This window comes from Burkholderia sp. MSHR3999, from assembly GCF_000833595.1.
Lineage (GTDB): Bacteria > Pseudomonadota > Gammaproteobacteria > Burkholderiales > Burkholderiaceae > Burkholderia > Burkholderia ubonensis.
This window is the reverse complement of sequence record NZ_JRFO01000005.1, coordinates 340,008-360,906: the sequence shown is the minus strand read 5'-3', so window position 1 is coordinate 360,906 and position 20,899 is coordinate 340,008. Positions and strand designations below refer to the sequence as shown.

15 protein-coding genes are annotated in these 20,899 nt (G+C 68.3%); 14 read left to right on the top strand and 1 reads right to left on the bottom strand.

The features are described 5' to 3' along the window. Nucleotides 1-226 precede the first annotated feature (226 nt). The 8 genes from tssH to tssM all read left to right on the top strand — a co-directional run bounded on the left by tssH (nt 227) and on the right by tssM (nt 13,161). Nucleotides 227-2,971 carry a type VI secretion system ATPase TssH gene (tssH, locus tag KY49_RS15300; protein ID WP_042585483.1) on the top strand — a complete coding sequence of 915 codons (2,745 nt, stop codon included), beginning with the start codon at nt 227-229 and terminating at the stop codon, nt 2,969-2,971. Nucleotides 2,972-3,004: 33 nt separating this feature from the next. Continuing rightward, entirely contained in the window at nt 3,005-3,559 is a 555-nt protein-coding gene (gene tssB, locus KY49_RS15295; RefSeq protein ID WP_042585482.1) for a type VI secretion system contractile sheath small subunit, read from the top strand. Between the two features lie 33 nt (nt 3,560-3,592). Next, nucleotides 3,593-5,086 (top strand): type VI secretion system contractile sheath large subunit, encoded by a 1,494-nt coding sequence (tssC, locus tag KY49_RS15290; RefSeq protein ID WP_042585481.1) that lies wholly within the window; start codon nt 3,593-3,595, stop codon nt 5,084-5,086. Nucleotides 5,087-5,191: 105 nt separating this feature from the next. Next, nucleotides 5,192-5,677 (top strand): Hcp family type VI secretion system effector, encoded by a 486-nt coding sequence (locus KY49_RS15285; RefSeq protein WP_010088970.1) that lies wholly within the window; start codon nt 5,192-5,194, stop codon nt 5,675-5,677. Between the two features lie 90 nt (nt 5,678-5,767). Continuing rightward, entirely contained in the window at nt 5,768-6,280 is a 513-nt protein-coding gene (tssJ, locus tag KY49_RS15280; RefSeq protein ID WP_042585480.1) for a type VI secretion system lipoprotein TssJ, read from the top strand. A gap of 27 nt (nt 6,281-6,307) precedes the next feature. After that, nucleotides 6,308-7,654, top strand: a complete 1,347-nt coding sequence (tssK, locus tag KY49_RS15275; RefSeq protein WP_042585479.1) for a type VI secretion system baseplate subunit TssK — start codon at nt 6,308-6,310, stop codon at nt 7,652-7,654. A 139-nt stretch (nt 7,655-7,793) separates the two neighbouring features. Continuing rightward, on the top strand, nt 7,794-9,023 hold the full coding sequence (tssL, locus tag KY49_RS15270) for a type VI secretion system protein TssL, long form (RefSeq protein ID WP_042585825.1): 1,230 nt from the start codon (nt 7,794-7,796) through the stop codon (nt 9,021-9,023). Between the two features lie 19 nt (nt 9,024-9,042). Then, nucleotides 9,043-13,161: a type VI secretion system membrane subunit TssM gene (gene tssM, locus KY49_RS15265; protein WP_042585478.1), complete on the top strand. Its 4,119-nt coding sequence runs from the start codon at nt 9,043-9,045 to the stop codon at nt 13,159-13,161. A 24-nt stretch (nt 13,162-13,185) separates the two neighbouring features. Here the strand turns inward: tssM and KY49_RS15260 are convergent, their stop codons facing one another. Then, the gene (locus KY49_RS15260) at nt 13,186-14,373 is read right to left on the bottom strand and encodes a YncE family protein (protein ID WP_042585477.1); all 1,188 of its coding nucleotides are present in this window, start codon (nt 14,371-14,373) and stop codon (nt 13,186-13,188) included. A gap of 483 nt (nt 14,374-14,856) precedes the next feature. Between KY49_RS15260 and KY49_RS15255 the strand changes: the two genes are divergently transcribed. From KY49_RS15255 to KY49_RS15230, 6 genes are all read left to right on the top strand, one after another. After that, entirely contained in the window at nt 14,857-15,885 is a 1,029-nt protein-coding gene (locus KY49_RS15255; RefSeq protein WP_231636429.1) for an L-tyrosine/L-tryptophan isonitrile synthase family protein, read from the top strand. Continuing rightward, complete coding sequence (locus KY49_RS15250; RefSeq protein ID WP_088581312.1) at nt 15,882-16,724, top strand: TauD/TfdA dioxygenase family protein; 843 nt, start codon at nt 15,882-15,884, stop codon at nt 16,722-16,724. Before KY49_RS15255 ends, KY49_RS15250 begins: the two co-directional genes overlap by 4 nt. Then, nucleotides 16,721-18,163 carry an FAD-binding protein gene (locus KY49_RS15245; protein ID WP_042585475.1) on the top strand — a complete coding sequence of 481 codons (1,443 nt, stop codon included), beginning with the start codon at nt 16,721-16,723 and terminating at the stop codon, nt 18,161-18,163. The genes KY49_RS15250 and KY49_RS15245 overlap by 4 nt, the downstream gene beginning before the upstream one ends. Nucleotides 18,164-18,301: 138 nt before the next feature. Beyond that, on the top strand, nt 18,302-18,787 hold the full coding sequence (locus tag KY49_RS15240) for a hypothetical protein (RefSeq protein ID WP_042585474.1): 486 nt from the start codon (nt 18,302-18,304) through the stop codon (nt 18,785-18,787). Nucleotides 18,788-19,053: 266 nt separating this feature from the next. Next, complete coding sequence (locus KY49_RS15235; RefSeq protein WP_042585473.1) at nt 19,054-20,532, top strand: PepSY-associated TM helix domain-containing protein; 1,479 nt, start codon at nt 19,054-19,056, stop codon at nt 20,530-20,532. Nucleotides 20,533-20,616: 84 nt separating this feature from the next. Then, on the top strand, nt 20,617-20,883 hold the full coding sequence (locus KY49_RS15230; protein ID WP_042585472.1) for a hypothetical protein: 267 nt from the start codon (nt 20,617-20,619) through the stop codon (nt 20,881-20,883). Nucleotides 20,884-20,899 lie beyond the last annotated feature (16 nt).

Genomic DNA, 20,899 nt, shown 5'->3' with positions numbered 1-20,899 from the left:
TGCCCGACACCCATTTTCATGAAACCTCGACTTATTCAAGAAAAACTCAAATGAGACACGTGAGCGCATCATGCGAGACAAATTGCTTGTCACCCTTATTTCAGACGATTGATTTCGCATTCAGTCGGCAGATAGCATGTGTCAACGGATTCACGCAGCACATCGCATCACCCGCATATTCCGGCGACAAGGAAAATCCGGAATCAACCCACGCAAGGATCTGCTCATGGCGATTTCGCGTCTGGCGCTGTTCGGCAAGCTGGGGGGGACGCTCTTCAAGGGCGTCGAATCGGCGACGGCATTCTGCAAGCTGCGCGGCAACCCCTACGTCGAGCTGGTTCACTGGCTGCACCAGTTGCTGCAGCAGACCGACTCGGACCTGCATCGCATCGTCCGGCACGCCGGCATCGACCGCGACGCGCTGGATCGCGACGTGGCCCGGGCGCTCGCGGCGCTGCCGGCCGGCGCAAGCTCGATCAGCGACCTGTCGCATCACATCGAAGCGGCGATCGAACGCGCGTGGGTGCTGGCGACGCTGCGCTTCGGCGACCGGCGCATCCGCGGCGCGTGGCTCGTCGCGGCGCTCGTGAGCACGCCGGACCTGCGGCGCGTGCTGCTGTCCATTTCGCCGTCATTCGACAGGATTCCTCTGGATCAGATCGACGCGCTGCTGCCCGCGTGGATCGAAGGATCGCCGGAAGCGTCCGACGCGCCGCACGACAACAGCGATTTCGCCGCCGCGGTGCCCGGCGAGGCGTCCCAGGCGATGCCGGCCGCCGCGAAGGGCTCCGCGCTCGAACAGTACTGCACCGACCTGACCGCCCGCGCGCGCGACAGCGAGATCGACCCGGTGATCGGCCGCGAGCTGGAAATCCGCACGATGATCGACGTGCTGCTGCGGCGCCGGCAGAACAACCCGCTGCTCACCGGCGAGGCGGGCGTGGGCAAGACGGCCGTCGTCGAAGGGCTCGCGCTCGCGATCGCGCAGGGCGACGTGCCGCCCAGGCTCGCCGACGTGCGGCTGATGAGCCTCGACGTCGGCGCGCTGCTCGCCGGCGCGAGCATGAAGGGCGAATTCGAGGCGCGCCTGAAAGGCACGCTCGAGGCCGCCGCGAAATCCGCCGCGCCGGTCATCCTGTTCGTCGACGAGATCCACACGCTGATCGGCGCCAGCGGCCAGGCCGGCACCGGCGACGCGGCGAACCTGCTGAAGCCGGCGCTGGCGCGCGGCACGATCCGCACGATCGGCGCGACCACGTGGTCCGAATACAAGCGGCACATCGAGAAGGACCCCGCGCTGACCCGCCGCTTCCAGGTGCTGCAGGTGCCGGAGCCGGAAGAGCCCGCCGCGATCCATATGGTGCGCGGCGTCGCGCAGACGTTCTCGCGGCATCACGGCGTCGTGGTGCGCGACGAGGCGATCCGCGCGGCGGTCACGCTCTCGCATCGCTACATCCCGTCGCGCCAGTTGCCGGACAAGGCGATCAGCCTGCTCGACACCGCCTGCGCGCGCGTCGCGCTGTCGCAGCAGGCCGCGCCGCGCGAGCTGCAGGACGTCCGCCAGCGCCTGCAGGCCGCGCACGCCGAACTCGCGCTGCTCGCGCAGGAAGCGCGCATCGGCCTCGCGGCCGACCACGCGCTCGCCGCGGCCCGCGAGCGAATCGCCGCGCTGTCGGCCGAGGAGGCGGCGGTCGAGGCGCGCTGGAACGCGCAGGCCGACGCCGCGCAGGCGCTGCTCGCCGCGCGCGAGGCGGCGCTGTCCGACGCGCCCGAGCAACCGGCCGATGCAGATGACGCCGCGTTAGCCGTGTCGACCGATGCGCTGCGCGAACTCGAGCGCGCGCTCGCCGAATCGCAGGGCGATGCGCCGCTCGTGTTCCCGGAAGTGAACGAGGCGATCGTCGCGGAGATCGTCGCCGACTGGACCGGCATCCCGGTCGGCCGGATGATGACCGACGAGATCGCGGCGGTGCGCGCGCTGCCCGCCACGCTCGGCGCGCGCGTGATCGGCCAGTCCGATGCGCTGCGCCAGATCGGCGAGCGCGTGCAGACCGCGCGCGCGGGGCTCGCCGATCCGAAGAAGCCGCTCGGCGTGTTCCTGCTCGCCGGCCCGTCGGGCGTCGGCAAGACCGAGACGGCGCTCGCGCTCGCCGAGGCGCTGTACGGCGGCGAACAGAACCTGATCACGATCAACATGAGCGAGTATCAGGAAGCGCACACCGTGTCCGGCCTGAAAGGCGCGCCGCCCGGCTACGTCGGCTACGGCGAGGGCGGCGTGCTGACCGAGGCCGTGCGGCGCCGGCCGTACTCGGTGGTGCTGCTCGACGAGATCGAGAAGGCCCACCGCGACGTGCACGAGATGTTCTTCCAGGTGTTCGACAAGGGCTACATGGAAGACGGCGACGGCCGCTACATCGATTTCCGCAACACGACGATCCTGCTGACGAGCAACGTCGGCGCGGAGCTGAGCGCGAGCCTGTGCGCCGACCCCGCGCGCGCGCCGGACGCCGCGCGCCTGCGCGACGCGCTCGCGCCCGAGCTCCTGAAGGTGTTCCCCGCCGCGTTCCTCGGGCGGGTCACCGTCGTCCCTTACCGGCCGCTCGAACCCGCCGCGCTCGCGCGCATCGTGCGCCTGCACCTGGAGCGCGTCGTGCGGCGCATGGCCGACAGCCACCGAATCGTGCTCGCCTACGAAGACGCGGTCGTCGACTACATCGTCGGGCGCTGCCTGGTGCAGGAAACCGGCGCACGGCTGCTGATCGGCTTCATCGAGCAGCACGTGCTGCCGCGCCTCTCCGCGCTGTGGCTCGATGCGTACGGCACGCAGGATGCGCTCGCGCGCATCGACGTCGGCGTCACGGACCCGGCCGCGCCGGCCCCGGACGCGCTCACGTTCCGCGCCGGCCGCGCAGGCGATGCAGTTGACGCCGCGTCCGCGGCGGCGCCGCTTTTCGTCCGGCAGGTCGACTGATCCTGCCCCCTTCCCTCGTTGATGGAGCCACGCATGTCCACATCCAGCAGCTCTCAGAAGTTCATTGCGCGCAACCGGGCGCCCCGTGTGCAGATCGAGTACGACGTCGAGGTGTACGGCTCGGAAAAGAAGGTCGAACTGCCGTTCGTCATGGGCGTGCTCGCCGACCTCTCCGGCAAGCCCGTGACGCCGCTGCCGGCCGTGGCCGACCGGCGCTTCCTCGATATCGACATCGACAACTTCGACGAACGCATGAAGGCGATCCAGCCGCGCGTCGCGTTCGGCGTCGACAACACGCTGACCGGCGACGGGAAGCTGATGGTCGACATGACCTTCGAAAGCATCGAGGACTTCTCGCCGGCCGCGATCGCCCGCAAGGTCGAGCCGCTGCGGCAGCTGCTCGAGGCGCGCACCCAGCTCGCGAACCTGCAGACCTACATGGACGGCAAGTCGGGCGCCGAAGCGCTCGTGAACCAGCTGCTGCAGGACCCCGGGCTGCTGCGATCGCTCGCGGCCGCCCCGAAGCCCCAGGCCGCGAGCAACGCGGACGCGCCCGACGCCGCGGGCCGCGAAGACAACGCCCTCTGACCGGCCGCACGGCGCAACCCGGAGAAACGCATCATGAAAAAACAGCACACGCAAACGGCCGTCGCCGAATACGAATCGCAGTCCGACTTCGCGCAGCTGCTCACGCACGAGTTCCGGCCGAAGACCGAGCAGGCCCGCGAGGCCGTCGAGTTCGCGGTCCGCACGCTCGCCGAGCAGGCGCTCGCGCAATCGGCGACGATCAGCGACGACGCGTACAAGAGCATCGCCGCGATCATCGCGCAGATCGACCGCAAGCTGTCCGCGCAGATCAACCTGATCCTCCATCACGAGGATTTCCAGAAGATCGAATCGGCGTGGCGCGGCCTGCATCACATGGTGTCGAACACCGAGACCGACGAGCACCTGAAGATCCGCTTCATGGACATCTCGAAGGAGGAGCTGCGCCGCACGATGCGGCGCTACAAGGGGCAGGCGTGGGACCAGAGCCCGCTCTTCAAGCAGATCTACGAAGAGGAATACGGCCAGCTCGGCGGCGAGCCGTACGGCTGCCTGATGGCCGACTTCTACTTCGACCACACGCCGCCCGACGTCGACCTGCTCGGCTCGATCGCGAAGGTGGCCGCGGCCGCGCATACGCCGTTCATTTCAGGCGCATCGCCTTCAGTACTGCAGATGGAATCGTGGCAGGAGCTCGCGAACCCGCGCGACCTCACGAAGATCTTCACGCAGAACCTCGAATACGCGTCGTGGAACTCGCTGCGCAACACCGACGATGCGCGCTACATCGGCCTCGCGATGCCGCGCTTCCTGTCGCGGCTGCCGTACGGCGTGCAGACCAATCCGGTCGACGAGTTCGATTTCGAGGAAGACACCAACGGCGCCGACCACCGCCACTACGCGTGGACCAACGCGGCCTACGCGATGGGCGTGAACATCAACCGCTCGTTCCGGCAGTACGGCTGGTGCTCGCTGATCCGCGGCGTCGAGTCGGGCGGCACGGTCGAGAGCCTGCCGTGCCACACGTTCCCGACCGACGACGGCGGCGTCGACATGAAGTGCCCGACCGAGATCGCGATCTCCGACCGGCGCGAGGCGGAGCTGTCGAAGAACGGCTTCATCCCGCTCGTGCACCGCAAGAACACCGACCACGCGACCTTCATCGGCGCGCAGTCGGTGCACAAGCCGGCCGAGTACGACGATGCGGACGCGACCGCCAACGCGAACCTGTCCGCGCGCCTGCCGTACCTGTTCGCGTGCTCGCGCTTCGCGCACTACCTGAAGTGCATCGTGCGCGACAAGGTCGGCGCGTTCAAGGAGCGCGAGGACATGCAGCGCTGGCTGAACGAATGGATCATGAACTACGTCGATGCGGACCCGGCCAACTCGTCGCAGGACACCAAGGCGCGCCGGCCGCTCGCGGCCGCCGAGGTGGTGGTCGAGGAAGCGGAAGGCAACCCCGGCTACTACCAGGCGAAGTTCTTCCTGCGGCCGCACTTCCAGCTCGAAGGGCTGACCGTGTCGCTGCGGCTCGTCGCGAAGCTGCCGTCGATCAAGGAAGCCGCCTGAGCCCATGCAGGCCGGCGTCCCCACCGCCGGCCGGAATCACGGCCCTGCCGCATCCGGCGCCCCGTGAGACCGGCCGTTTTTACCTTCACCTGAGAGAGCAAGCACATGGCACAGGACATTTTTCTGAAGATCGACGGCATCAACGGCGAATCGCTCGACGACAAGCACAAGGACGAAATCGAAGTCCTGAACTGGGACTGGGAAATCGAGCAGGAATCCACGATGCATTCGGGCAGCGGCGGCGGCGCCGGCAAGGCGAGCGTCAGGGACCTGACGTTCGAGCACGCGATCGACCGCGCGAGCCCGAACCTGATGAAGTACGCGCTGACCGGCAAGCACGTCGACCAGGCCGTGCTCGTGATGCGAAAGGCCGGCGGCAATCCGCTCGAATACCTGAAGCTCACGATGAGCGACGTGATCGTCACGCGCGTGCGGCCGTCCGGCAGCCGCACCGACACGGAACGCAGCCGCGAGACGGTGTCGCTGTCGTTCGCGCGGGTCAAACAGGAGTACGTCGTGCAGAACGCGCAGGGCGGCAGCGGCGGCGCCGTCACGACCAGCTTCGACATCAAGGGCAACAAGGAAGCCTGAGCGGCGGCCCCGCGGCCCCGGCGGAGCGTCGACGACGCCCGCCGGGCCGCGCCCGCCTTCGACCGACCTCCCCCGGCACCGTGCACCCGAATGCGCCCGATCACTCCCGTTACCGCCGCTACCGCCGTGGCCTGCGCGCTGCTGTTCGCCGCGTGCGCGAGCGGCACGCCGAAGCCGAAGGAACCGCTGCTGCTCGACCTCGCCGTAAACGCGGCGCCCTCGGTCAACCCGGACGACCGCAACCGCGCGGCGCCGATCGTCGTGCGCGTCTACGAACTGAAGACCGACGGCGCGTTCAACGCCGCCGACTTCTTCACGCTGCAGGACCGCGACAAGACCGTGCTGGCCGACGATCTCGTCGCGCGCGAGCAGTTCCTGCTGCGCCCGGGCGAGCATCGCGCGATCAAGCGCAAGGCCGATCCCGCGACGACCGCGCTCGGCGTGGTCGCGGCCTACCGCGACCTGCCGCACGCGGTATGGCGCGCGGTCTATCCGCTGCCGGCCGCGCACGACGCGGCGTGGTATCGCGTGTGGTCGTCGAAGCTGAAGCTGACCATCGATCTCGACAGCAACGCGGTCAAGATCACCGAACCCGCCAAATGACACTGACACGAACGCTGGAACGAAACCATGAGCTGGCATAACAAGGTCGTCTGGAGCGAGGGGCTGTTCATGCGCCCGCAGCTGTTCCAGCAGCAGGAGCGCTACCTCGAACACTATGCGCACAAGCGCGCGGCGCCGCTCTCGCCGTTCTTCTTCGGCTTCAGCCACTACAGCCTCGATACCGAGGCGCCCGCGCTCGGCAAGATTGTCGTGAAATCGGCGAGCGGCGTGTTCGCGGACGGCACGCCGTTCGACGCGCCGGGCAGCACGCCGCCGCCCGCGCCGCTCACGATCCGCCCCGAGCACCTCGACCAGCTGATCTACCTGGCCGTGCCGATCCGCGTGCCGAACGGCGAGGAAACCGCGTTCGACCATGCCGCGGACTCGCTCGCGCGCTACGTCGTGTTCGACACCGACCTGCGCGACACGAACTCGATCGGCCAGGGGCCGAAGACGGTCCAGTTGTCGAACCTGCGGCTGCGGCTGCTGCCGGAGAAGGAATTGACGGACGCGTGGATCGGCCTCGCGCTGACGCGCGTGAAGGCGATCCGCGCCGACGCGAGCATCGAGCTCGACGACACGCTGGTGCCGCCGGTGGTCGGCTACGGCGCGAGCGACCTGCTCGCGAGCTGGCTCGCGAAGCTCCACGACTTGACGCGGCTGCGCGCGAACGCGCTCGCCGAGCGCCTGACCGGCGCGGACGGCAAGCCCGGCACGACCGCCGAGGTGTCCGACTACCTGCTGCTGCAGGCGCTCAACCGCTACGAGCCGCTGCTGCAGCATCTGCAGCGGGTGCCGACCACGTCGCCCGCCGACCTGTATGCGCTGTTCGTCAGCATGGCGGGCGAGCTGTCGACCTACGTGCGCACCGACACGCGCCGCCCGCTCGACTCGCATCCGCCGTACCAGCACGTCGCGCCGCACCTGTGCCTGAAGCCCGTGGTCGACGACGCGCATCGGCTGCTCAACGCGGTGCTCGTGCGCAGCGCGCAGAGCATCGCGCTCGCCGACCAGGGCCACGGGATGCGCAACGCCGTCGTCGACCCGGCCGACATGCAGGGCTTCAGCGCGGTCGTGCTCGCGGTGCACGCGCAGATGCCGCCCGACCTGCTGCAGCAGCAGTTCGCCGCGCAGGCGAAAGCCGGGCCGTCCGAGCGCCTGCCGGACCTGGTGCGCAGCCACCTGTCCGGCATCGCGCTGCAGGCGCTGCCGGTGCCGCCGCGGCAGATCCCGTTCAACGCGGGCTACGTCTACTACGAGCTCGCGCGCACCGGGCCGCTGTGGGAGGAAGTCGCGCGGCACGGCGGGCTCGCGCTGCACGTCGCGGGCGAGTTTCCGGCGCTGAAGCTGGAGCTGTGGGGCATTCGCGGCTAGCCGCGCAGCGCGCAAGCGGACGGCCGCGCCACATGGTCCGTCGTCCTGACGAATCGAACCAACCGGGGGAAAGCCAGTGACCTCAGAAGCCGTGTACCGTCCGGAGCCGTCCGGCCCGGAAACGCGTGGCGCCGCCGCCATGCCGCCCACGCCGCTCGCACCGCGCGGCGCCGCGCCCGTGCCGCCGGCGGAGCCGCCCGCCGCCCGCCTCGCCGCGATCCAGGCCGCCCGCAACCCGCTGCTGGAAGCGAGCCGGCCGCTGTTGCGGGCGCTGGCCGACATGCCCGACCAGCTCGACCGCGAAGGCATCCGCCAACTGCGGCTGCTGCTCGAACAGGAAGTGCGGCTGTTCCAGCGCTTCTGCGAGCAGGCGAACCTGCGCCGCGATCACGTGCTCGGCGCGCGCTACTGCCTGTGCACCGCGCTCGACGAGGCCGCGATGCAGACCGCGTGGGCGCGCTCCGGCGACGGCAGCCTTGGCGCATGGATCAGCGAAGGGCTCGCGACCACCTTCCACGAGGACCGCCAGGGCGGCGACAAGGTGTACCTGCTGATCGGGCGGCTGATGAACGCGCCGCAGGAGCACCTCGACCTGCTCGAAGTCATCTACCGGGTGCTGAGCCTCGGCTTCGAGGGCCGCTACCGCTACGAAGCCGACGGCCAGCGCAAGCACGAGGCCGTGCGCCAGCGCCTCCACAACGAGATCGCGGCGCAGCACGGGCCGGTGTCCGTCGCGCTGTCGCCGCACTGGCAATCCGGCGCGCGCGGCAGGCGCCTGTCGATCCACGATTTCCCCGTGTGGATCACGGCCACCGCGCTGTCGGTGCTGCTGCTCGGCGCGTTCGGCTACTTCAAGTACGCGCTGCTGACTCGCGGCGAGGGTGTCGAGAAGCAGATCGCCGCGATCGGCCGCATGACGCCGCCGCCCCCCCCGGCCGCGCCCGCGCTGCGTCTTGCCGCGCTGCTCAGGAACGAGATCGCCGCCGGCACGGTCAGCGTCGACGAGGATGCCCGCCACAGCACGGTGACGTTTCGCGGCGACGCGATGTTCCCGCCGGGCAAGGCGGCAGTGAACGCATCGAGCGGGCCGCTGATCGCGAAGATCGCCGCCGAGATCGCCAGGGTGCCGGGCAAGGTGACGGTGCTCGGCTACACCGACAACGCCCCGGTCAGGGGCAGCGCGTTCCCGTCGAACGAAGCGCTGTCCGACGCGCGCGCGACGCAGGTGATGCAGATGCTGCAGGCCGCCGGCGTGCCGGCGAACCGGCTCGCGGCGCTCGGCAAGGGCGCGGCGAACCCGATCGGCGACAACCGGACCGTGCCGGGCCGCGCGCTGAACCGCCGCGTCGAAATCACCGTCGCGCCCTAACTGCCACTCCACTACCGACATGAACAAGGTCCTGTCCTTTCTGGCGTCGCGCCAGTTCCTCTCGTTCGCCGCGCTCGCCGTCGTCGCGCTGCTGATCTGGTTCATCGGCCCGTTCGTCGCGTTCGGCGGCCTCAAGCCGCTCGCGGGCGCCGGCATGCGCGTCGTCGTGATCGCGCTGCTGCTGGCCGGCGTGCTGCTCTGGCTCGCGGGCTGGTCGACGAGCGTCGTGTTCGTCGCGCTGCTGTGCCTGCTGATCTGGCATGCGTCGCCGCTGCTCGCGTTCGGGCCCGCCACGCCGTTCGCGCCGGAATCCGCGCGGGTCATCGCGATCGCGGTCGTGCTCGCGCTGTTCGTCGTCTACCTCGCGTTCCTGCTGCTGCGCAAGATGCGCAGCGACCCGGACTTCCTCAAGCACCTCGTCGAGTTCGGCAGCCGCAACGAGGCATCGCCCGCCGCAAGTCGGCTGGTTCGCGTGAACGCCGCAGTTGCCGGCGCGCTCGCGCGGCTGAAGGCGATGCGCACCGGCGCCCGCGGGCTCGGCCGCCTGTTTCAGGGCAAGCGCTACCTGTACGAGCTGCCGTGGTACATCACGCTCGGCTCGGCCGCGTCCGGCAAGACCAGCGCGCTGCTCAACGCCGGCCTGTCGTTTCCGGTGGCGTCGCAGATGCAGCGCGCGGCAGGCATGCCCGCGCACCATGACGACGCCGTCGACTGGTGGCTGACCAACGACGCGGTGCTGATCGACACGGCCGGCCATTACACGCGGCACGGCACGTCGCGGCATGTGCTGCCGCCGCGCCCGGCCGCGCCGTCGACCGCGCCGTCGACCGATCTATCGGCCGCGCAGCGGGACGCAGCCGGGGCCGCAGGCCACGCCGACGCCGCCCGTCACGATGCACAGGCTGCGGCCCTGGATCGCGCCACCGCATCGGCCGGCGCCGGCGGCGCGCAGGAAGACGATCACGCATGGCGGCAAACCGTCGACGAGGCCGAGTGGCTCGGCTTCCTGCGCGTGCTGCGCAAGCATCGCCCGCGCGCGCCGATCAACGGCGCGCTGCTCGCCGTCGACGTCGCCGGGCTGGCCGGCGCCGACGAGCACGCGCGCGACGCCGAAGCCGCCGCGTTGCGCGCGCGGCTCGCCGATCTGCGCACGGAGCTCGGCATCCGCTTCCCCGTCTATCTCGTGATCACGAAGATGGACCAACTGCCCGGCTTCAGCGAGTACTTCAGCTCGCTGACCACGGAAGGCCGCGCGCAGACCTGGGGCTTCACGCTCCCGTACGGCACGGAGACCCTGGCGACCGACGGGTTCCGCGCACGCTGCGCGACCGAGCTGAACGCGCTGGCCGCGCGGCTCGCCGCCGGCGTCAATGCGCGCTTGCTGGAGGAGCACGATACGCTCAGGCGTCGCCGGCTCGCCGCGTTCGCCGAGGAATTCCTCGTGCTGATGCGCTCGCTCGACGCGTTGATCGACCACGTGTTCGTCGATTCCCGCTACGACGACACGCAGCGCCACGCGACGCTGCGCGGCGTGTACTTCACGAGCGCCGCGCAGACCGGCGACGAGATCGTGGTGGAACGGCGCACCGTGGCGCAGCGTCTCGCGGCCGTCATCGGACGCGTGCCGGCCACGGCCGCGCCCGCGCACGAAAGCAACCAGGGCTTCTTCCTCCACGACCTGCTCACGAAGATCGTGTTTCCGGACATGCATCTCGTGTCCCCCAACCTGCGCTGGGAGTACCGCTTCCGCACGCTGCGCCTGACCGGCCACGCGCTCGCGCTGCTGCTGTTCGCGTGGCTGGCGATCGGCCTGCGCGTCAGCATGGGCAACAACAGCGACTATCTCGACGCGATCGCGCGCAAGACCGCCGCGCTCGGCGCCCGGGTCGGCCAGCTCTACAAGGCCCCGAAGCCCGAGGCCGTGCCCGACGTGCTGACCGACGCGCGCTACCTGCCGACCTTCCCCGGCCTCGACCTGTCGGACCCGTCGGGCGGCTGGCGCTTCGGCCTGTACACGCCGCCCGGCGTCGTCGCGGAAAGCCGCCGCACCTACGATGCGCTGGAAGACAACCTGCTGCTGCCGCAGCTCGTCAAGCGCATCGAGGCCGTGCTCGCGCAGGCGATCGCGAACCGCGACCCGAAGGCCGCGTACGACGCGCTGCGCGTCTACCTGATGCTGTACGACAAGACGCGCTTCAATGCCGCGCAGGTCGAGGCGTGGGTGCTCGACGACTGGGCCCGCACCGACAGCGCGGCGGTGTTCGGCGGCCGCGCGTCGATGGTTTCCCACGTCGGGCAGCTGTTCTCCGGCGAGCGCGTCGTGCAGTCCCCGCTGATCCGCAACGATGCGCTGATCCAGCAGGCGCGCGCGTTTCTCGACGGCAGCAACGCCACCGAGCGGCTCTACGAGCGCGCGAAGGCGGCGATGCAGAAGGAAGCGCCGGACGAGTTCACGCTGCTGCGGGCCGTCGGCCCGCAGGCCGGGCTGGTGTTCTCGCGCGCGAGCGACGCGCCGCTGTCGCGCGGCGTGCCGGGCCTCTTCACGTTCGACGGCTACCGGCGGCTGTTCGACAAGCGGCTGCCCGAGTTCGTGCAGGTCGCGCGCGACGACGACGCGTGGGTGATGGGACGCGCCTATCTCGGCGAGGCTCAAAAAAAAACGGCGTCGCTCGCGCGTGACGTGACCGGCGCGGACGATCCGCTCACCGAAGCGATCCGCCGCCAGTACCTGATGGAATACGCGCGGCAGTGGGACGATTTTCTCGGCGACATCCGCACCGTGACCGGCACGAGCCTCGGGTTCAACCTGGTGGTGCTGCGCAGCTTCGCGGCGCCGGATTCGCCGCTCGCGCGCCTTGCGCGCGCGGCGGTCCGCGAAACCACCCTCGCCCAGCCGATCGCGGCGGCGGACCCGTCGTTCCTGCAGCGGGCCACCGACTCGCTCGGCCAGAAGGCGGAGAAAGCGGACAAGGCGCTCGGCATCCGCGCCGAGGAGCGCGTCGAGCGCGAGCTCGTCGACAGTCATTTCGCGGCGCTGCGCGAAATCGTGACGGGCAGCGCGGACACGCAGGCGGGCGCGCCGCCCGCCGCCGCGCCTGCGGCCAGGACCGGCCTCGACGGCGTGACGAGCCTGCTGAACGACTACTACACCGCGCTGACCGTGGCCGACGACGCGCTGTCCAACAACAGCATGCCGCCCGCCAACGACGCCGCGGCGAAGCTGAAGATGGCCGCGAACACGATGCCCGCGCCGGTTCGCGCGGTGCTGCTGGAACTGTCCGCGCAGGGCTCGCGCGAGGTGAACCGCGGCATCGGCCAGCTGCTGTCGCGGCAGCTTGCTGCGACCGTCGGCGACGCGTGCCGGCTCACGATCGAAGGCAATTACCCGTTCGTCGCGACGAGCAGGCGCGACGTCGGCATCGACGACTTCACGCGGGTGTTCGCGCACGGCGGCATCATCGACGATTTCTTCACGAAGACGCTGGCGCCGTTCGTCGACACGTCCGCGAAGCCGTGGCGCTACAAGACGCTGCCCGGCGCGACCGAGCCCGTGCAGGGCCCGGACCTCGAGCCGTTCCAGCATGCGAAGGCGATCCGCGAGATCTTCTTCGGCGACCCGGGCCGCAAGCAGCTCGCGTGGAAGGCCGACCTCCGGGTGCCCGAGCTGGACCCATCGATCACGGGCCTGATGATCGACGTCGACGGGCAGACGACGCTCTACCAGCACGGCCCCGTCGCGCCGTTCACGGTCACGTGGCCGGGGCCGCGCGGCGGCGTCCATGCGGAGATCACCGCGCAGCCGCGCATCCGGCCCGACACGTCGACGGTGTCGACCGACGGCCCGTGGGCGCTGCTGCGCCTGCTGCAGAAGGGGCAGGTGATCGAGACGGCGACGCCCGGGCGCACGCGCGTCGCGCTCGACTTCGACGGCCGCAAGGCCGTGCTCGACATCGCGAACGCGGGCAGCGTCGCGAATCCGCTGACCAGCAACGTGCTGCAGACGTTTCATTGTCCGGAGTCGATGCCGACGTTCATCCTGACGGACACGGGGCCGCCGCCGGGGTTGCCGCCGGGGAGCCCGGGCGGCAATTCCGGTCAGGACGGCGGGCAGCGGCGATATCGGGCGGGGGGCGCCTGAATCGGCCAGTGCCTCTGACGGAACTCAGCGCGGCATCGTCCGCAGCGACGACGGGCCGCCCGTCAGCGCGATCCGCTCGCCCGTATCGCGCAGCTTGCCGCCGTTGACCGCGAAGAGCGCAAGCTGCCGCTCGACGTTGAACTGCACGATCACGTGACGGCTGTCGGCGGTGAACACGACGCCTTGCGCGGCCTCGCCGCCGGCTGCTTCGCCGGCCTTGACGGCCTGGCCGTCGCGGATCGCGAACAGCAGCACCTTGCCGCGCTTGCGGCGGCCCGGATTGTCGGGCGTCAGGTTCGAGCCGTCCATCGTCTGCACCGCGATCCACTTGCCGTCCGGCGAGATCGCGACGCCCTCCGGCAGCGACGGCACGCTCAGGTACTGGACCGTGCGGAACGGCGCGCGCGACACGTCGATCAGCGCGATCGTATCGGCGTCGCCCGCGAGCTTGCCGGCATAGCCCGGCAGGCCGGCGAGCCCGACGTTGCTGACCACGGCCCAGCGGCCGTCGCTCGACACGTCGATCGTATACGGCGCGACGCCGCTGCTCAGGCGCGTGCCGCTGTCGGTGACCTTGCCGTCGTCGACGTTCAGCACCGCGACGCCCTGCTCGTCGCGCAGCGCGACGAGCGCATGCACGCCGTCGTGCGTGAAGCTGACGCCGGCGAGCCGCTTCTTGCCGATCTTCAGGTTGCCGTCGAGCGTCACGCGCGTGCCGTCGATGTGCAGCACCGACACGCCGCCGTCGACGTCCGTGACGAGCGCGAGCCGGCCCGAGCGGTCGATCGCGATGCCCTGCGGATGCGCGCCGAGCTCGATGCGCGTGACGGCCGGCGGCGACGCCTTGAGATCCACGACCTGCAGGAACGTATCGAAGACGAGCCGCTTCCCGGCCTGGTCGTAGCGGGTCGGCGCGGCGACGAGCGCGACGCTCGCGTCGGGCGTGACCGCCACCGCCTGCGGCGGCCCCTGGATGCCGTTCTCGACGTCGACCTGCAGCGCCACCTTCGGCGGGAACACGCCGGCGTCGAGCAGCGTCAGCGTGTCGGACGGCGGCGCCGCCAGATAGGTGTCGCGGCCCTCGACCCGCTGGTACTTGCCGTCGTTGGCCGACACGATCCAGTCGGCGGCGTGCGTGGCCAGCGAGGCTGCCGCGAGCGTGAGCCCGGCAAGCAGGCGGACGTGCCGCACGCGTGAAAGATTCGATTGCATTTGCGCTCCGTATTTCGTTGTTTGAATAAGGCTCGCGCGACGCGGCCACGTCGCGCCGCATCATGGTACCGGGAACGGGATTGTCGCCGAAATTTCATAAGAGCCTCGACTTCATTGACAATCAGATTTAATTGCATTACCGCCAGATCCATCATTATTTAATAACGAAAAATCACACTTCTTCGTTCAATCACTTCGATCAATTCAAGCAAATGAATCGAAATTCACGCGCCATAATTTCGTTTTTTGCTTCAAATGATTAATTTGTTTCCGATTTGAACGAATCGATAAGGTGAAAAACTCACGGCATCGCCGGACTCTTCCAATTATCGAGTCTCGACTTGAAATTTATTTAATGTTAAAAGTATCAAAATGACTTTCCATATCTTTCGGCCATCTAAATACAGTGCGCAAAGCAGGCCCGCGAAATGCCCGCCTGCTTCCCTTTAATCACGTCAACACGCTCCAATCTCGAGATCATTGATGCACACCGCCATTTCTTACGCGCCCCCCGAGAAACGCCGTCCGTCCGGTCAATCCATTCACGCGCAGGCCGTGGAGATTTTGGGGCTTGTGATGAAGCATCGCCGTGTCGCGGCCCGGAGCCCGTGCGAGGACGACACCCTGTGCACGGCGTGTCTTCGTCCGCATCTCGAGCGGGTCATGAAGGCGATCGAGCGCGACGAGCCCGTCGTGTTCGTCCTGCCCGCTTTTCCCGCCAAATCGCCCAACCCGGGCAAGGTGCTCGGCCCGACGCCGGACATGGCCGAGCGGCAGTCGCTCGCGTTTCTCAACGATCTCTGCAACCGCATCGGCGCCGTGTACGCCCCGGGGGCGCGAATCATCCTGTGCTCGGACGGCCGCGTCTTCAGCGACGCGGTCGGGATGAACGAAAGCGACGTCACGGCATACCAACAAGGAATCTCGGCGTTGATCGAAGAGCTCGGCGCGAGCGCGCTCAGCACCTTCAACCTGGATGACGTCTTCCCCGGCAGCGGCTTCGACGAGATGCGCGCGCGCCTGATGGCAAGCCATGGCCAGCCCATCGAGGAACTGCAGGCCGCCGTCCGGGCCGGCGGCGAGGCCCAGCGCATGTACTGCGGGATCACGCGGTTTCTCGTCGAAGACGCCACCCGCCCCGACATGAACATCAGCAAGACGGCGCTGCAGAAGGAATGCCGCGAGCGCGCGTACCACGTCGTGCTGCGCAGCAAGGCATGGGACGGGCTCCTCGCGACGATCTTTCCCGATGCGGTGCGCCTGTCGATCCATCCACAGAGCTGCGGCAGCAGGAAGATCGGCATCCACATGATGGAGACGGCGGACAGCTGGCTCACGCCCTGGCATGGCGTCGCGGCACTGGTGAACGGCAGTTTCACGTTGCTCAAGCGACGTGAGGCCGAAGCGGCGGGCGCGGAGCTCGTCTTTCAAAACGGACGTCCGAGCCATTACGTTCTCGATGATGCGGCGTCGCTCAACCGGGAATTCGGCGCGGCCGACGGGGAGGAATGAAGATGAACTACGAGACTACACAGGTGACACCGTTCGGCGTGATGGTGCGGCCGGCGGCCGGCAACGCGGACGTGCGCGAACTGCCGACCGAACGCATGCGCGAGCTGGTGCGGCAACACCACTTGCTGGTGCTTCGGGGTTTCAAGACGTTCGATGGCGCCGAGGCTTTCGAGGAATATTGCGGCGGTTGGGGTGAGATCAGCGTGTGGCCGTTCGGCAAGACCCTCGAGTTGGTCGAACACGAAAAACCCGACGACCACATCTTCGACAACAACTACGTGCCCCTTCACTGGGACGGCATGTACCGAAAACAGGTGCCGGAGTTTCAGATTTTCCACTGCGTCAGTGCCCCCGAGGTCGAGCAGGGCGGACGCACCACGTTCTCGAACACGAAAGCTTTGCTGGAGCGGGCTGAGCCGCACGTCCGCGCGCTCTGGGACAAGGTGACCGGCGTCTATCATCGCAAGATGGAGTTCTACGACAGCAAGACGATCGCGCCGATCGTCACGACGCACCCGACTCGGGGTTTTCCGGTCGTCCGCTACAACGAGCCGTCCATCGAAGGCGACGACAGCTTCGTCAACCGACCGACGTTGGCGTTCACCGGTGTCGACGAAGCCGACATCGGCGACTTTCATCGCAGCTTGCGCGCAGCGCTGTACGCGCCCGAGAACTTCTACGCGCACGCATGGCAGACCGGCGACGTGGTGATTTCGGATAACTACACGCTGCTCCACGGTCGCGAAGGGTTCACGAGCGGCGCGCCGCGACATCTGCGCCGCGTGCACGTGCTCGGCAACCCGCCGCTCGACAACCCTCACCTGGTGGCATACGCATGAGCACACCTGAAACTGACGTCGTCATCGTCGGCGCGGGCCCCGTCGGGCTGCTCTGCGCCTATCTGGGTCGGTTGTGCAACCTGCGCACGCTGGTCGTCGACAAATCGGCGGCGCCGCTTCAGGTGGGGCGGGCCGATGCGCTCAATGCGCGCACCTTGCAACTGCTGGAGGTCGTCGATCTGTTCGACGATCTCCATCCGAAGGGGAAGCCGTGCAACACCAGCTCGGTGTGGGCCGGGGGCAAGTTCGTCTCGCGTCAGTCGACGTGGTGGGAAGCGCTGGAAGGCTGCTTTCACAAGCATTTCCTCATGCTCGGGCAGTCGTACGTCGAGCAGCTGCTGGACGAGAAGCTCAAGGACGTGGATGCCGCGGTACGGCGCAACACGTCCGTCACCGACATCAAGGTCGCCGACGATGGATGCACGACGACGCTGTCGACCGGCGAGACCATCCAGTCCAGGTTCGTGATCGGCGCGGATGGCTCACGTTCGTTCGTGCGTGACCTGTTCAAGGTTCCGTTCGAGGTGACGCGTCCGCAATTGATCTGGGCAGTCCTGGATGGCGTCATCGAGACCGACTTCGTGAAGGTGCCGGAGATCATCGTGTTTCAGGCCGAGACCTCCGACGTGGCGTGGATTCCGCGCGAGGGGAACCTTGACCGCTTTTATGTTCGGATGGATACCAAGGAATTCACCGTCGAGCAGGTGGTCGCGAAGATCAACCGCGCGATGCAGCCGCACACGCTGCGTTTCAAGGAGCTCGTCTGGTTCTCGCAGTTCTCGGTGAAGGAATCGGTGGCCGAGCACTATGGCATTGCCGACCGGGTCTTCCTGGCTGGCGACGCCTGCCACATTCACTCGGTAAACGGCGGTCAAGGTTTGAACACCGGCCTGGCGGATGCCTTCAACATCATGTGGAAGATGAGCATGGTGCTCGGCTCCGGCGCGCCGGCGGCGCTGCTGCGCACCTACGAGCAGGAGCGCAAGCCGGTGGCCATGGGCGTGGTCGAGACGTCCAGCCAGCTCGTGCGCTCCACCAAGTACTCCGAGACCGGAACGCACGCGGACGACTACGTCAAAATCGTCGAGAAGCGAGCCGGCTACATCACCGGAATGGGCATTCGCTACGGCGAGCACGAGCTTCACGGCAAGCGCTTGCTCGACTTCATGGTCCGCAACGATGGGGAGCAGGCCGACACGCGCATCTATTCGCTTCTGGACTATCGGTTTTTCACGCTTCTCGTGTTCGGCGACTGCAACGCGACATTGGACCTGCCTGCATTCGTCAAAGTGATTCGGATTCGCGAAGAAACGAGCCCGTATGCGAATCAAATGATCCTGGTTCGCCCCGATTCGTACATCGCCGCGTCGTCTTCCCTTTCCGATGTCTCCCCGATCACGGCTTACTTCGATTCAATGTTGAGCCGGGCTGTGGCGTAGAACCCGCGATTCCGGCGCGGCGTTACGCAGGTCGAACAGATGGCACTCGGCCTGGCCGAGTGCCCGATACTCGATTGATGGTGCGTATTGCAGCGGGGCTATCGGCCGTTGCACCGAACCCATGTACAATCCCGCGCCATGAACGCACTTCGCCACTTTCAGCACCGGCGTGGCGTCGCGCGACAGCTTCTGTGGATGCTCATCCTCGTGCCGCTGCTGTCCCGCGCGCTGATGTCGGGCGCCGTGATGCTCGATCCGGACGGTCCGGATGCGGGCTCGGTGGTGTTGTGCTCTGGCCGAGGTCCGCTGATCCTCGGCGCGACCGGGCTGACGGCGCATTTCGATGCGAGTGCACCGATCACGGCGGCCGACGACGCACTGGCGCTCGTCAGCGCGCTCAAGCACGGTGCCCACGCCGGCAAGCCGGCGCCCGCCGATAGCGGCAACGGCGTCTGCGCGTTCAGCGCGGCACTGTTCGCCGCACTGGCGTCGTTCGTGCTGCTCGTGCTGCTGTTTCCCGCCGCGGCCCCGCGGCGTTTCCGGCTTCCGCCCGACTGCCCTCTTCCGGCGCGATCGATATTCGACGATCGTCCGCCCTCCCGCGCCCCGCCTCAGTTCTGCTGAACGTTTCGGTGCATTGCCCGCGCGCGTCGACGTGCGCGGGTTTCCATGCCATTCGTTTCGCTGAACCCGCTTCATCCATTCAACCGAATGCTCGCGTCGCGCGGGTGACGCCGGCATGCGCGCCGCTTGCGCGTGCCGTACCGTGCCGCCGCCCGTCGGTGCCGCGCGTAACCTGCGACGACGTCGTCGCCGGGTTGCGCGTCGCATCGTGACGAAGGCCGGCGCGGGCCGCTCGTTCCGATCGACGACAACGAGGAGTTAACACCATGTCGACCACCGTCGAGCCGGCGATCTCGCCCGCTCGTTCCGCAAGCGCCGGTTACCGGACGCTCTGGCGCTGGCATTTCTATGCCGGCCTGTTCGTGATGCCGTTCCTCGTGATCCTCGCGATCACGGGAACGCTGTACTGCTTCCAGCCGCAGATCGAGCCGTTGCTGTATCCGCACCGGTTGATCGTCGAGCCGCGCGACACGCCCAGACTCGATGCCGACACGCTGCTCGCGAAGGCGCGCGCCGCGATGCCGGCCGGTGCGACGCCGGTTTCCGCGCAGGTGTCCACCGCGCCGGCTCGCAGCGCCGAATACGTGTTCCGGCTCCGCGACGGCAGCCGGGAAAGCGTCTATGTGAACCCGTACGACGGCGGCGTGCTCGGCACGCTGAGCGTCGAGCGCCGCTTCATGCAGGTCGACCGGATGCTGCATCGCAAGCTGCTGCTCGGCAAGACGGGCGAGCTGCTGATGGAGCTTGCCGCGTGCTGGACGTTCGTGATGATCGGCACCGGCGTCGCGCTGTGGTGGCCGCGCGGAACGGCGCGCGTCGGGCGCGCATTGCGGCCCGACCTGTCGCTGCGCGGCCGGCCGCTGTGGAAGAGCATCCATGCGACGGCGGGCATCTGGCTCGCCGCCGGCGCGGTCGCCTTCATTCTGACGGGGCTGCCGTGGTCGGGCTCGTGGGGCAAGTACTTCAAGGCGCTTGCCGCGACCGTGAACCTTGGAGAGCCGCAAGGTGCATGGGGCGGCCTGCCGTTGCGTTCGTCGCGTCCGGGCGCGGCGCCGGCCGGCACCGAAACGCGTGTCGCCGCGCCCGCCGGGCATCGCCACGATGGAGGCGACTCGATGCCGGGGATGGTGATGGACGACCTGCCGCTGCCGCAGACGCCGTGGGCGGTCGGCAACGTGCCCGTTCCGCATTCGCCGTCGGCGCCGACGCCGGCGCCGCTCACGCTCGACCGCGCGATCGCGATCGTCGCGGGGCTCGGCGTGACGAGCGGCTACACGCTCGCGCTGCCGGCCGGCGCGGACGGCGTGTTGACCGCATCGTACTTTCCCGCCGATCCAAAGGCGGAGCGGACGATCTACATCGACCAGTACAGCGGCGCGGTGCTCAAGGACATCCGCTACGACGATTACGGCGCGGTGTCGCAGGCCGTGTCGTACGGCACGTCGCTGCACATGGGGCGGTACTTCGGGCTCGCGAACCAGATCGTTTGCGCCGCCCTGTCGCTCGGGCTCGCCGCGATGGCCGTGACGGGCGCCGTGATGTGGTGGAAGCGCCGCCCTGCGGGCAAGCTGGGCGCACCCGCGCGCGAACGCGATGCGCCGCCGATGCGTGCCTGGATCGCAGGGCTCGTGCTGCTCGGGATCGTGTTTCCGTTGATGGGGATGACGATCGTCGCGGTGTGGCTGGTCGACCGGTTGCTGTTCGGCCGCGCGGCGCGCGCCGCTCACGATCCGCTTGCACCCTAACCCTGCGAACAACGCCATGTATCCTTTATCCCGCATCGCCATCGCGCTGTCCGGCGTAATTTCCTTTCTTTCCACGTCCGCCGCATGCGCGCAGAGCGTCGCCGCGGCGACCAATACACAGGCTCGGAGGCCGCGCACGCGGCCTTCATCGCACGACAAAGCGGAAGTACCCTGGCCATTGCGCTCGACGCCGCATTGGCGATCGATCCGGAATTCGATTTCGTCGCGCAACGGCACGCGAGGATAGCGGCATCGGCGATTACCGGCACAGCCGCAGGCACGGCGCGGGCCTGGCGGCCGCAACCGGCGGCCGCCGTCTCCGATTCGGCCGCTTTGCGGGTTTTTACCTAACGCAAAGTTCAACCAT